Source organism: Bacillus sp. EU52, assembly GCF_037964975.1.
GTDB classification, from domain to species: Bacteria; Bacillota; Bacilli; order Bacillales; family Bacillaceae; genus Bacillus; species Bacillus subtilis.
On the sequence record NZ_CP150177.1, the window covers coordinates 2,147,473 to 2,160,297 of the forward strand.

A 12,825-nucleotide genomic window follows, 5' to 3' on the forward strand; every position below is an offset into this window, starting at 1 on the left:
GTCAGGCCTCCTTTTCCCAGCTGAATAATAGCAACTCTGATGAGAAACCCGGCCCTAATGCGCCAATCATTCCTCGTTCAGCTTCCTTTTTATGTCCGTTCTGCAGATGGTCTTTGATCACATACAAGATTGTAGCTGAAGACATATTTCCGTGCTTTTGCAAAATGCTTTGCGCAGATGAAAGCTTTTCTGACGACAGCCCGAGACTTTTGATGTATGCATCGATCACTTTTTTTCCGCCTGGATGCGCCAAAAAAACACTGATATCATGGAATGACAGCTTATGTTTGTCCAAAAAAATCTGTACATTTGTTTTGAGCCATTTTTCCACCAAGGTCGGAATGTCTCGTGAGAAAATGACTTTGAATCCTTGATCGGTAAAGTCCCAGCCCATGACATCTTCTGATTGTTTCATCAAAACAGATTGGGCGTCCATTATCTTCGGCGCAAGCTTCAGCTTTGACATCCTGCGGTCCGCCTTCTCTCCGCATAATAAAGCTGCGGCAATGCCGTCACCAAAAAGCGAGGTGCCAATCAGATTGCTTTTCGTTTTATCTTCCGGCTGGAATGTCAGGCTGCACAGCTCGGCAGCAATGACAAGCACAAAAGCCTCAGGATACGCTTTGCAGTATTCGGCTGCACGCGCAAGTCCGCTGGCTCCTCCTGCACAGCCAAGCCCCCAAATCGGAATCCGCTTCGTATATGGAGAAAACGGAAGTTCATTCATAAGCCGCGCCTCGATACTCGGTGTGGAAAGACCTGTACTGGAGACGAAAAAAACAGCTTCCACTTTCTCATAAGGAATGGCTTCTTGAAAAAATTCCGGATGAGAGAGGCACTCACGAACAGCCGCTCTGCTGTGTTTCAGTGTTTCTTCTATGTATATTTGATTTTTTTCTTCAAAGCTGTGCCCCTCTTTATACCATTCAATCGGCTTAACAAACTGTCTCGAATGGATTTGCCCGTTTTTAAAGGAGGATAACAGCCGGTCAATATCCTTAAAAGAATGCTGAAACATATAGCGGGCGAACTCGGCCGCTTTCTCTTGGTTTACATTATACGCAGGAAGACTTGTTCCAATGGATAAAATAAACGCCATGCGATCACCTCTTTGCATACATTGTGCCGCAACAATCTTTTTTATATGCAAAAAAACTCCGCCGCGGCGGAGTTAGACTGCTGTTTTTTGTTCAGCGAGGTCAGCTTCTTGTTCTATTTTTTTAGCTTTAGAAAAAACGTTATATACAATATTTAAGACGACTGCAGTAAAGCTGCCCGCCACAATGCCATTCGTTGTAAGCAGCGTTAAGGCACTCGGAAGCTGTTTGAAAATATCCGGCACAACGGTCACACCGAGCCCCAATCCCACTGAGCAGGCAACAATCAGCAGATTTTCCTGTTTCGCAAAATCAATGCGGCTGAGCATTTTAATCCCGTAAGCGATCACCATTCCAAACATCGCCACCATTGCACCGCCCAAAACAGCGGATGGAATAATGGTCGTAAAAGCAGCGATCTTTGGAAACAGCCCAAATGCCATTAGGATCACACCTGTGACCACAATGACGGCATTTTTTTTGATCCCTGTGAGCTGAACAAGCCCGACATTTTGAGAGAATGCCGTGTAAGGAAAAGCGTTAAAAATACCGCCCAGAAGCACAGCCAGTCCTTCAGCTCGATAGCCTTTAGACAAATCTTTCTCTGTCAAACGGCGGTTTGTCAGGTCACCTAAAGCAAAGTAAACACCAGTTGACTCCACAAGGCTGACAATTGCAACGATGGACATCGTAATGATAGGCGCTGCATGAAAAGACGGCGCGCCGAAGTAAAATGGCTGAATCATTTGAACAACTGCCGCGTCCGAAACATTATCAAATTGAACTTTCCCCATCAAATAAGCGATGAAGGTGCCAATCAAAATACCGATCAAAATCGAGACAGACTTGATAAAGCCTTTTGTAAAACGGTATAGAAGCACAATGATACTCAACACGATAAAAGCAAGCGCAAGATTGGAGAGATCTCCGAAATCTGCACTTCCTTCTCCGCCGGCCATGTTATTCATGGCAACCGGCATCAGTGTAATACCGATAATCGTAACAACAGAGCCTGTCACGACCGGCGGAAAAAACGTTACGAGCTTTCCAAAGAAAAATGAAATAAGAATGACAAGAATGCCTGAAGCAATAATGCTACCGTAAACAGTTGAAACCCCATATTCAGATCCAATCGCTATCATCGGCGATACAGCTGTAAAGGTACATCCAAGCACTACCGGAAGCCCGATCCCAAAAAATCGGTTGCTCCACACTTGCAGAAGGGTAGCCACACCGCACATAAAAATATCAATCGATACTAAGTAAGTCAGCTGCTCGACAGTCAGTCCCATTGCTTTTCCAACAATCAGAGGAACAACAATAGCGCCGGCATACATGGCAAGAACATGCTGAATCCCTAAAGACAGCGTTTTGCCGAATCCATTTCTCATGAATGAACCTCCTGTACGAAGGACACTTTCCCTTCTTCTAAAGACTGAATTCTTGCCAAAGATTCCACTCGGTAGCCCAGTTTCACAAGTTCATCTCTTCCCGGCTGAAATGACTTTTCAATAACAATGCCAATTCCCGCAATAGAAGCTCCCGCTTGCTTCACAATCGACACAAGCCCGTGCGCTGCCTGTCCATTTGCCAAAAAATCATCGATAATCAGCACATGGTCCTGATCCGACAGGTGGGTCCCAGACACTGCGATTTGGCTTTCTGTTTGTTTCGTAAAGGAATAAACAGACGCTGTCAGCAAATTGTCGGTGAGTGTTAACGATTTATGCTTTCTCGCGAAGACAACTGGCACACCCAGCTTCAAGCCCGTCATTACAGCGGGAGCGATACCTGATGATTCGATTGTCACAATTTTGGTAATACCGTCTTTTGCAAACCTGGACGCAAATTCGTCACCAACTCTCTGCATAAGCAGCGGATCAATTTGGTGATTCAAAAAAGAATCCACTTTCAATACCTGATCAGATAATACGACGCCTTCTTCCTCTATTTTCCGTTTCAGTGCTTCCATCTTGTCTTACCTCCGTTATGAGAATAAAAAAAGCATTGCCCGCTCAAATAAAGAGCAAGCAATGCTGATATCACAAAAAACCGTACACGTGCGGTTCCATTGCTCACCCATAGTCGGACATTTACGGTGCCCGGTAGAAACTTGCGTGCCATATCCACGCGATTATATGAGTGTTCCTATTATATTGTAATAAATTATATCAAGATTCTAATCTCTTGCATAGGCTGAAAATAAAAATTCCCGAACTTTATTTTTGTTTTTTTAGATATCATTCGTATTTCAAGGGGATTCGATATAAAAGAGCCTGACGACCGCGCCGCCAGGCTTTTGATTATGACAGATAGAGATTTGAATATTTGTTTGATAAATAATCAATTAAATAGCGAACATTCAGCTCTTCTCCTGTTGCATCTTTAATAATGTCTAACGGCTTTTTCCGTTTTCCGTGAATGTGCACCTTTTCCGTCAGCCATTGCTTTATCGGATGGAACTCTCCTCTTTCCAAGAGAGCGTCAAATTCAGGGAGATCCTCAAGCATTTTTTGTTTCAGCTGAGCCGCATACATGTAGCCGAGCGCATAGGATGGGAAGTAGCCGAAATCTCCACCTGCCCAATGGACGTCCTGTAAGATCCCCTCTGCGTCGGTCTGCGGTGTAATCCCTAAATAATCCTGGTATTTTTGATTCCAAAGCGACGGCAGATCTTCCACAGACACTTCATTGCTGAAAATCGCTTTTTCAATTTCATAACGGATGATGATATGAAGAGGATACGTCAATTCATCCGCTTCGACCCTGATAAATGAAGGTTTTGATTCATTGATTGCCCGGACAAAATCATCCAGGGAGATGTCCTTGAACTGTACAGGTGATGCCTCTTGAATCTTCTGATAGTACGGAGTCCAAAAATGCTTGTTGCGGCCGATAAAATTCTCGTAAAATAATGATTGCGATTCATGAATTCCCATTGATGCGCCGTCTGACAAGTTCGTGCCACTGAGTGCTTCATCAATATTTTGCTCGTAAATCGCGTGCCCGCACTCATGAATGGTGCCAAAGATCGCCGTCCGGAAATCTTTTTCATCATATCTCGTCGTGACCCGAACGTCTCCCCGATTCAGCGTAGTTGCAAACGGATGAACGGTTTCATCAAGTCTTCCGCCATCAAAATCGTAGCCAAGCTCCTGTAAAAAATACAGACTGAGCTCTTTTTGCTTTTCTTTCGGGAACGCTTTTGTAAGAAAGCTTGTATCTGGTTTATTTCCGGAAGCTGTCACCTGTTTAACAAGAGGGATAATCGCTTCCTTCAGCTCAGCAAACAGCTGATCAAGCACCTTTACCGTGACGCCGGGCTCAAACAAATCAAGCAATGCATCATAAGGATGCTCTTGATATCCCCAATACGTAATAAAACGTTTATTGAATTCAATCAGCTGTTCTAAATAAGGAGAAAACAAGCTGAAATCAGATTTTCCTTTCGCTTCCTCCCACGCTGTTTCTGCCTTTGAACACAGAATCACGTATTCTTTGTATTCAGCCTCAGGGATTTTCTTATTCTCTTCATACTCTTTTTTCGCCAGTTCCACTGCTTTTTTCGTATCTTCCGACAAGTCATCAAATCGTTCATACAGGACATCGATAAGCTCCTTCATTCGATCTGATGTTTGGATATTGAATATATCTGTTGAAAGCTGGCCGATACTTTCGGCACGATCCTCTGAGCCGTTTTTCGGCGCGCCTGTTCTGGAGTCCCAGTGCATTAACGCAACTGCTTCGCTGTAATGTGAGATTCTTTTTAAAAGATCAAAAAATTCTTTTTCATATGTATGTATCTCCATATCCATTCCCTCCCTATTCTAGCCGTTCCATTACAGGCTAATGGAAGGGGGTATGAAAGTCAAATTGTTTGTATAAAAGGCTGCCGGTATGTTTTTATGGCAGCCTTTTTATTCAGTTGATCGTCATTTGATTTTTTGGCGGAGGTGTTCTCCGCTTTTTCTGCTTGATTTTTTTATCTACCCACACTGTTGCCAGCGGGGTTAAGAGCGAGGTGACAATAACGCTTGTCGCGATAATTGCAGTTGCCGACTCAGCAACTGGCGCAAATGAGGCATTCGCTTCCGCTAATGCATATGGCACGGCTACAGCCGCCCCTGCCGTAGAAGAAGCGGCCACTCCCGCGACACCATCTCCCCGCGCAATAAAACGATCAAGCAAAAACAAAGAACTGCCCGATAAAATGACGACAGAAACTCCGATAAAAATGCCGAGCAGCCCTGATTGGATCAGCATTCCAAAATTCAAGGTATTGCCGAGCGAAAAGGCGAAAAATGGAATGATCGCCGGCACAACCTTGCTGAATAAGTCTCTGAGATCATGATCCAGATTTCCAAGTATACATCCAAGTAAAAACGGGATGACTGTCGCTGCCAGCGTTTCCCATGGGAATGCGGCAAGTCCCGTCACACCAAACGTCACCATGGTCATAAAAGGACCAGATTCTGTACTGATAAAGGCGAAAGCGCCCGCATCCTCTTTTCTTCCCATGTGATTCATGAGCGCCAAATACAGTCCGCCGTTCGTTTCATTCATTACCGCGACAATTGCTAAAACAGAAAGGCCTGCAAAAAAGCCGGATTGTATGCCTTCGTCAGGTATAAATTGCGCTGCAATCACGCCGAGCAGCGCCGCAAATCCGATCTTCCCCAATAATAACGTGATTCCTTTTCTTGCGATATAGCCTGAAGAACGAAAATCAATCGTTGCTCCTACGCAAAAGATAAAAACACCCAGTATCGGCAGCGTTCCGGTAATCAAAGCACCCGTAAACCCTCCAAAGAACTCCGCTGTTCCAGGCGCAAACGTGTTGAGCGCCGCTCCAAGAAATAGCGGAATAATCATCATTCCGCCAGGTACCCGTTCAATTGTCGCCTTGATTTTCATATTGTGGATTCTCCCATCCTCCGGTTATGAAAAAACAATTCCACTTACACTTGGAAAACAGCCTGCAAATCCTCTTTTGAACAGCTGCCCAACTGGCTGCCGACTCCGACGGCGCCAGCTCCGGCTCTAAGCCAATCAGGCACTTCAGACGGATGTATCCCGCCTGTCGGAATAAAGGTCACCTGCGGGAAAGGACCCGCTAAATTTTTCATAAACGGAATGCCAAACACACCGCTTGGGAACAGCTTTAATGTCGTGAACCCGAATGTCAACGCTTCCATAATTTCGCTCGGAGTCAAGACGCCGGGGATATAATGTGTCTTTACAAAAGATAGATGTTCAGCAAGATCAGCTGAAAAACCCGGACTGACAATAAACTGCGCGCCAGCCTCAGCAGCTTCCCCAGCTTGCTGCGCGCTGATGACCGTGCCCGCGCCAATTAAAATATCTTCCCTATTACGGAAGGATTCGATAATATCTGATGCCCCGGGGGTCGTATACGTCACTTCAACTGCACGAATCCCTTTATCTAATAAACTCTCAATCTGCTGACAGGCCTCCTGCTTATCCTTTGAACGAATGACTGCAATCAGCTTTGCTTCTTTCAGACGGTTTTCAACGACTTTGGACTCCATATTAATAATCCCCTTTCTTTTGGTGAACCGTTCTTTGAGCAGATAAAAAAGAAGCTAATTTCTCCCTGGTCGGCAAACCGTCCATATCCCCCGGTGCCTGCACTTGCAAAGCGCCAATCGCATTTCCCCTTTGCACCGCATCCTTGTACGACAAACCGTCTAGGATACCGCTGATTACACCGACTGCAAATCCGTCTCCGGCGCCGACCGTATCAACCACCCGGTCGACCCGGCAGCCTTCTAGAAATCCTTCACTTGTCCCCGTTTTAAAGTAAGCGCCTTCTTTTCCAAGTTTAATAGCAACAAAGCTGGCACCTTTTTTCAAATAATAGTCGGCAATGCCTTCAGGTGTTTTTTCTCCGGTCAATAGCTCTCCCTCTGCGATACCCGGGAAAAACCAGTCTGCAAGCCCAGCCAGATCATTGATTGTGTGTACCATTGTTGCTTGATCAGGCCAAAGCGAAGGTCTTACATTAGGGTCGAATGAAATGGTCTTCCCTGCGTTTCTCATGTCGTTCATGACATGATACGTGAAGTCTTTCATCTCGGCTGACAAGGCAGGCGGAATGCCTGTCACATGCAAATGGCCTGCGCATTGAAAATAATCTCTCGGATATTCAGCTGAAGTTAATGTGCTTGCAGCTGAGTTTTTCCTATAGTAGGTAACTTGCGGGTCGCCTTCTTTCACTTTTGACTTCAGCAGCAGCCCGGTGGGATTTTCGTCCTGCGAGCGGATCACGCGGGACACATCCACTCCCTCTTTTTTAAGCTCTTGTAAAATAAACGTTCCGAGCTGATCATTGCCGACCTTGCTCATCCATCCCATTCGAAATCCGAGTCTGGCAAGGCCGCAGGCGACATTGCTTTCTGCTCCGGCAAGCCCTTTAGAAAAAGTGGATACTTCATGAAGGCCTCCATACTCATTTGCATAAAACATGGCCATTGATTCCCCGAATGTCACCGCATCAAGCTTCATCTCTTCCCAACCTCCTCTTAGTTGAGGGCACCTAGGATTAAAGTGACTTTCTCATGATGACTTTTGCCTCTAATTCAATGGTTTGAGGCGCTCCTTTGTCACCTTCAATCCTTTTTAATACACGTTCCATCGCCGTCCTGCCCATATCATGTGACGGCTGGGCGATCGTTGTAATACCTGGACCGATCAGTTTATACCATTCCGTATCATCGAATCCTGCAATCCCTATATCTTGAGGGATGCGCAGGCCAAGCTCTTCCATACAGCTGATGATTTTCAGCATAATCAAGCCATTCAAAGCCAGAATCGCTTTTTTTTGCTCCGGCATTTCCTTGTGAAAAGAACGAAGCGCCGCCTTAAGCTGCTCCTTGTCCTTTACGTCAATTTCATGCAATCTGACCCCGTTCACATTATGAACCGAAGCCATTTCCTGATACACAGCTGCTCTTTCTGCACGAGGGCTGATAGAGGAAATCGGTTCGGTAAACAGCGCGACATCAGTATACCCTTTGCTGTACACCTTCTGAAGAATCTCTTTTGTGATCCATCTGTTGTCAGTCGTTACGGTATCCAGTTTCAGATCCGGCAGTTTCCGGTCAATTAAGATTGTTGGAATTTGCTGTTCAGCAAAAGCGCGGAGTACATCCTTGTTTTCCCCTGTTGCGTTTAAAATCAAGCCCTCAACCGAATGGGCTTCTAGCTTTAAGAGCATTTCCCGCTCTTTTTCAGGACTGTTATCTGTGTTGCACACCATAATGCTGTAACCATATTGATCACAAACCTCTTCGACTCCCCTGAAAGCAGCGACCGAAAAAGGATTTGTAATGTCAGCTACAACAAATCCGATTAACTTGCTTTTTTTTATTTTCAAACCTTGTGCCATTTTACTCGGCCGATAATTCAATTCTGCGATTGCCTTTTTAATGTTTTTCACTTTTTCAGGAGAAATCGCGTCAATTTTTCCGTTAATATAGCGGGAAACTGTCGATTTCGAAACTCCTGCACATTCAGCTACATCTTTGATGGTTGTATGGCCTGTTGTTTTCTTTTTCATTCAAGTGCTCCTGTATCTCATATATTTGAAACCGATTTCAAAACCGTTACAACAAAAGAATACCATAATTTTAAAATTTGGAAAGAGTTTTTTTAATAATGTGTCAATTCATTATTTTCCGTTGACTCTTTTCACTATTTATCCTAAAATTTTCTTTGAAACCGTTACCAAAATATTTTCATTCAAGTGATGCTGAAATCCTAACCAAGGGGGAAATATAATGGAAAATCGTTATTCTGTACATCCTGAACAAGTAAAACGCTTTACAACAGAGGAGCTTCGCAGTCATTTCTTAATGGATCCTTTATTTACAGAAAACAAACTTTCGATGTATTACTCACATGAAGACCGGGTTGTCATCGGCGGAGCGGCTCCAGGGCAAAGTGAACTGAAGCTTGATGCAGGTGATTTTCTAAAAACAGACTTCTTTTTGGAACGGCGTGAAATCGGGATTATTAATGTCAGCCAGCCTGGTGCCGTTAGAGTCGGCGATGATGAATATGTGCTTCAAACAAAGGATTTTCTCTATATCGGAATGGGTAATCAGGATGTATCATTTTCAAGCCTGAACGGTGAAAAAGCGAAGTTTTACTTCGTCTCCGCTTGCGCCCACAAAAGCTATCCAACACAAAAAGCCGCCCTAGCTGAACTGACACCGGACCGCCTTGGTGATGATGCAGCGTCTAATGTCAGAAGTCTGTACAAAGTTATTCATCAGGATGGCATTAAAAGCTGTCAGCTGATGATGGGAATAACGATGTTAGATCAAAACAACAACTGGAATACCATGCCAGCACACGTTCATGACCGTCGGATGGAGGCTTATCTTTATCTGGATCTTGAAAAGGATTCAAAGGTATTTCATTTCATGGGCCAGCCGGACGAAACACGCCATCTTGTTGTTGGAAATGAGCAGGCTGTCCTTTCTCCCGCCTGGTCTATTCATTCTGGCGCAGGAACATCAAACTATAGCTTTGTGTGGGCGATGGCTGGAGAAAATTACACATTTACGGACATGGATCTCGTTCCGATGGATGGGCTGAAATAAGATGGGTTATCTACATGACGCCTTTTCATTAGAAGGAAAAACAGCGCTGGTGACAGGCCCTGGAACAGGGATCGGTCAAGGAATTGCCAAAGCCCTAGCCGGGGCTGGCGCTGATATTATCGGCACATCACATAAAAGCAGCCTGTCTGAAACACAGCAGCTTGTGGAACAGGAAGGCCGGATATTTACATCTTTTACATTGGACATGAGCAAGCCGGAAGCGATAAAGGATTCTGCAGCTGAGCTGTTTGAAAACAGGCAGATCCACATCCTTGTCAATAATGCCGGCATTATTCATCGGGAAAAAGCGGAAGATTTTTCAGAAGAGAACTGGCAGCACGTACTGAATGTCAATCTAAACAGCCTGTTTATTCTGACACAGCTTGCTGGCAGGCACATGCTGAAAAGAGGTCATGGAAAGATTATTAATATTGCCTCTCTCCTGTCTTTTCAAGGCGGCATCCTCGTTCCGGCTTACACCGCGAGCAAACACGCTGTTGCCGGTTTGACAAAATCATTTGCAAATGAGTGGGCAGCGTCAGGTATTCAGGTCAACGCAATCGCCCCAGGCTATATTTCTACTGCGAATACAAAGCCTATTCGGGATGACGAAAAGCGAAATGAGGACATTTTAAAGAGAATTCCTGCCGGCCGCTGGGGCCAAGCGGATGATATCGGGGGGACTGCAGTCTTTTTGGCATCACGTGCTTCAGATTATGTAAATGGACATATTTTAGCAGTTGATGGCGGCTGGCTATCCCGCTGACAAATAAAAAAGCTGACGAACGATCGTCAGCTTTTTTCCATTACATCATGTGCGGTTCAACAGGCAAGACCTTTTTGACCTCATCAATGATGCGTTCATTTTCTCCGCCAGCGTAAATGTGAATCGAGCCGCTGTCTTGATTCGAGCGAATCAGGCGCCCGATGCCCTGCCGTACACGTAACAACATATATGGCAGATCAACTTCTTCGAACGGATCTTTTTTCGCTCCGTTGCGCTTCGCTGTAAATACAGGATCGTGTGGCGGGAACGGTAATGACCAAATGGTAACATTCTTCAATGCGTCACCGGGAATGTCGAGTCCTTCCCATAAGTGAACTGAACAAAGTACTGTTTCTTCTTCCTCTTGGAATTTCTCTACTAAGCTGCTGATTTCCTCATCACCTTCAAAGAAAATTGGATACGGCAGTTCCCATGCCGCCGACAGCTCTTTAAACTCGTTTAATTCTTCAAAAGAAGGGAAAAGCACCAGCGTTCTTCCTTTGTAACGTTTGATTGTTTCAATCGTTTCAGCCGTTTTTTGTTCAGCGGCCATATCTGTTTTTGCGTATAGATTAATACTCATTTGCTCGTAATAATCATAAGGGGAATCAACAGTTAATGACAAATAATCATGAATCCCAAGACTGTCGGCAATATAATCAAACGAACCGCCTTCTGACAGCGTAGCAGAAGAGAAGATATAAGGAATTTTCTTAGAAAACACTTTTTCGCCAAGTACTTCTGCTACCGTTCTCGGCATCACGACAAAGGTTGATTCTGCTTCCTTTTTCTCCAGCCAGCTGATCGCATCCTTTTGATATAGAGATAATGAATACGCCATTTGTTCAACATATTCTTCCACTACTGACAGCTCGTATTGATCAATCGTATACATTTCAGACTCAAATACAAGTGCCTCACCGATTTTATCAAGTAAACGGCAAAGCTCGTCCGCCGCCTTTTTGACACGATGGTCATTTTTTATTTCTAAACGGTGTGAACCGGCTACTTCCTTTGATTCTTCAGAAAGAACATAGAAAAATTCGTCGTTTGCGAGAAGCGCATCTTCAATCAATTCTGCAAACTCTTCTCTGATGTCATTTTGCAGCAATCGTTCTAAAAACAATTCAAGAGTAGACTGCTTCACTCTATAGGTTAGCGCTTTTTGCGCAGCAAACTCTAACAAATGCCCCTCATCAAATACAACTGCACTATGATCAGGCAAGAGCGGCAGCTGCCCCTCTCGTTTGCGTGATTCTTCCGTCCACACATGCTCCATATAAAAATCATGGGAACATATGATTAAGTCCGTTGACTTGCGGTAGTAATCTCTGGAAAGTGTCAGACCGCATCTGTGTCTCATATCACAAGTCAGACAGTCCTGAAACGAGTCGTAGCTTACGTCAGACCACTCTTCATTCGATAGATTTGCGTACTGCTTACGGTCGCCATACGGATAAAAGCGCTGCATCGCCTGTGACTCGTGGACAAATGACGGTAACGACTCATAAAGATCCAGCCATTTATCATCATCAGAACGCTGCATTGTTTTTTCAAGCTTCTTCAAGCATAAATATTGCTCATGTGATTTTGACAGCCTTGTATCAATTTTCAGATCAAGATGCTCAGCCAGCTTAGAAATATCGCCCTCTTTTTTCACTAGCTGTTCAATTAATGTTTCATCTGCACAAGCGATGATGGCGGGTTTGCCGACATACCTTGCATAGCTGATTGCAAAAAGAAGATATACCAGCGTTTTCCCCGTTCCCACTCCAGCTTCGGCGAACATGACTTTTTTCTCTTTAAACGCCCGCTCCAGCTGAAAAGCCATAAATACTTGCTCGTCCCGAAGATCAAACCCTTTTTCGGGAAGGATATCGTAAAACACGTCACCAATCCAATTGTTCAATTCTTCATAAAAATTCTTTGTTTTCGTTAAAGAAAAAGGCAAACGTGATGTTGTCACCTAGTTCCAACCCCCAACTATTCGACATTCAGACCACCAATAATATCATTTTCCGCTGATGAATACAATAAAAAAACTTGGCAATGCCAAGTTTTTTGCAGTTTACTTACGATTGATCACATGCGACGATAAAAAAGGATGGTCTGTTGAATAAATATGTTCTACCGCTTTTTCTAAATCAGTTTGCGCATGCGAAATCACAGACGGAGACGAATCAGTCCCGAGCTCCTTCAGCTCGTTTGCTGTTGCGTCAAGCGCCCTTTGAATAAGATTAAAATGTTCGCTGTTCAGCATGAGATCACCTCTGATGGAAATAATCATCATTGTATGCGAACTTTTCATTTTATATACATGCTTTACCGCATGTTA

12 protein-coding genes and 1 riboswitch are annotated in these 12,825 nt (G+C 44.4%); of the genes, 2 read left to right on the forward strand and 10 right to left on the reverse strand.

Annotated features, from left to right (window positions below; genetic code table 11):
* Position 1: 1 nt before the first annotated feature.
* The 8 genes from bpsA to kdgR all read right to left on the reverse strand — a co-directional run bounded on the left by bpsA (position 2) and on the right by kdgR (position 8,676).
* On the reverse strand, positions 2-1,099 hold the full coding sequence (bpsA, locus tag NSU05_RS10790) for a type III polyketide synthase BpsA (RefSeq protein WP_038429200.1): 1,098 nt from the start codon (positions 1,097-1,099) through the stop codon (positions 2-4).
* A gap of 72 nt (positions 1,100-1,171) precedes the next feature.
* Positions 1,172-2,488 carry a xanthine permease PbuX gene (pbuX, locus tag NSU05_RS10795; RefSeq protein ID WP_038429201.1) on the reverse strand — a complete coding sequence of 439 codons (1,317 nt, stop codon included), beginning with the start codon at positions 2,486-2,488 and terminating at the stop codon, positions 1,172-1,174.
* Positions 2,485-3,069 (reverse strand): xanthine phosphoribosyltransferase, encoded by a 585-nt coding sequence (gene xpt, locus NSU05_RS10800; RefSeq protein WP_015714142.1) that lies wholly within the window; start codon positions 3,067-3,069, stop codon positions 2,485-2,487. Before xpt ends, pbuX begins: the two co-directional genes overlap by 4 nt.
* 90 nt (positions 3,070-3,159) lie before the next feature.
* Positions 3,160-3,259, reverse strand: a riboswitch (purine riboswitch).
* A gap of 141 nt (positions 3,260-3,400) precedes the next feature.
* A complete protein-coding gene (gene ypwA, locus NSU05_RS10805; protein ID WP_021481517.1) occupies positions 3,401-4,906 on the reverse strand; it encodes a carboxypeptidase in 1,506 nt (501 codons plus the stop codon).
* 112 nt (positions 4,907-5,018) lie between these two features.
* Complete coding sequence (gene kdgT / locus NSU05_RS10810) at positions 5,019-6,011, reverse strand: 2-keto-3-deoxygluconate transporter (RefSeq protein WP_015714144.1); 993 nt, start codon at positions 6,009-6,011, stop codon at positions 5,019-5,021.
* Between the two features lie 44 nt (positions 6,012-6,055).
* Positions 6,056-6,646 carry a bifunctional 4-hydroxy-2-oxoglutarate aldolase/2-dehydro-3-deoxy-phosphogluconate aldolase gene (gene eda, locus NSU05_RS10815; RefSeq protein ID WP_029726795.1) on the reverse strand — a complete coding sequence of 197 codons (591 nt, stop codon included), beginning with the start codon at positions 6,644-6,646 and terminating at the stop codon, positions 6,056-6,058.
* Between the two features lies 1 nt (position 6,647).
* Complete coding sequence (kdgK, locus tag NSU05_RS10820) at positions 6,648-7,622, reverse strand: 2-dehydro-3-deoxygluconokinase (protein ID WP_015251846.1); 975 nt, start codon at positions 7,620-7,622, stop codon at positions 6,648-6,650.
* Between the two features lie 37 nt (positions 7,623-7,659).
* A complete protein-coding gene (gene kdgR / locus NSU05_RS10825; protein ID WP_029726794.1) occupies positions 7,660-8,676 on the reverse strand; it encodes a pectin utilization transcriptional regulator KdgR in 1,017 nt (338 codons plus the stop codon).
* A 220-nt stretch (positions 8,677-8,896) separates the two neighbouring features.
* Between kdgR and kduI the strand changes: the two genes are divergently transcribed.
* Positions 8,897-9,724 (forward strand): 5-dehydro-4-deoxy-D-glucuronate isomerase, encoded by an 828-nt coding sequence (kduI, locus tag NSU05_RS10830; RefSeq protein WP_029726793.1) that lies wholly within the window; start codon positions 8,897-8,899, stop codon positions 9,722-9,724.
* 1 nt (position 9,725) lies between these two features.
* The gene (kduD, locus tag NSU05_RS10835; RefSeq protein ID WP_029726792.1) at positions 9,726-10,490 is read left to right on the forward strand and encodes a 2-dehydro-3-deoxy-D-gluconate 5-dehydrogenase KduD; all 765 of its coding nucleotides are present in this window, start codon (positions 9,726-9,728) and stop codon (positions 10,488-10,490) included.
* A gap of 40 nt (positions 10,491-10,530) precedes the next feature.
* Here the strand turns inward: kduD and NSU05_RS10840 are convergent, their stop codons facing one another.
* Both NSU05_RS10840 and NSU05_RS10845 read right to left on the reverse strand, forming a co-directional pair.
* A complete protein-coding gene (locus NSU05_RS10840) occupies positions 10,531-12,456 on the reverse strand; it encodes an ATP-dependent DNA helicase (RefSeq protein ID WP_339203953.1) in 1,926 nt (641 codons plus the stop codon).
* A gap of 102 nt (positions 12,457-12,558) precedes the next feature.
* Positions 12,559-12,750 (reverse strand): hypothetical protein, encoded by a 192-nt coding sequence (locus NSU05_RS10845; protein WP_003246090.1) that lies wholly within the window; start codon positions 12,748-12,750, stop codon positions 12,559-12,561.
* Between the last annotated feature and the right edge of the window lie 75 nt (positions 12,751-12,825).